Origin of the sequence: Metabacillus sp. 84, from assembly GCF_050107715.1 — a bacterium.
Taxonomy (GTDB): Bacteria; Bacillota; Bacilli; order Bacillales; family Bacillaceae; genus Metabacillus_B.
The window spans coordinates 1-538 of sequence record NZ_JBNILN010000030.1; the positions used below are offsets into that span (position 1 = coordinate 1).

Annotated in this window: 1 rRNA gene; it reads right to left on the reverse strand. The window is 52.8% G+C overall.

From position 1 onward, the window contains the following. Nucleotides 1-467 (reverse strand): 16S ribosomal RNA (locus tag ACQCV8_RS20155); the annotation flags it as partial. Nucleotides 468-538: the final 71 nt, after the last annotated feature.

Genomic DNA, 538 nt, shown 5'->3' on the forward strand with positions numbered 1-538 from the left:
CGGGCAGTGACTCCCGCACTTGTTCTTCCCTGACAACAGAGCTTTACGATCCGAAAACCTTCATCACTCACGCGGCGTTGCTCCGTCAGACTTTCGTCCATTGCGGAAGATTCCCTACTGCTGCCTCCCGTAGGAGTCTGGGCCGTGTCTCAGTCCCAGTGTGGCCGATCACCCTCTCAGGTCGGCTACGCATCGTCGCCTTGGTGAGCCATTACCTCACCAACTAGCTAATGCGCCGCGGGCCCATCTGTAAGTGACAGCATAACCGTCTTTCAGTTTTGAACCATGCGGTTCAAAAGGTTATCCGGTATTAGCTCCGGTTTCCCGGAGTTATCCCAGTCTTACAGGCAGGTTGCCCACGTGTTACTCACCCGTCCGCCGCTGACCTCCGAAGAGGTCCGCTCGACTTGCATGTATTAGGCACGCCGCCAGCGTTCGTCCTGAGCCAGGATCAAACTCTCCAAAAAGTAGTTTGACTAGCTCTTGTTTAAAACTTTAGAATTAACGTTGGCACTTCGATTTGTTTAGTTTTCAAAGA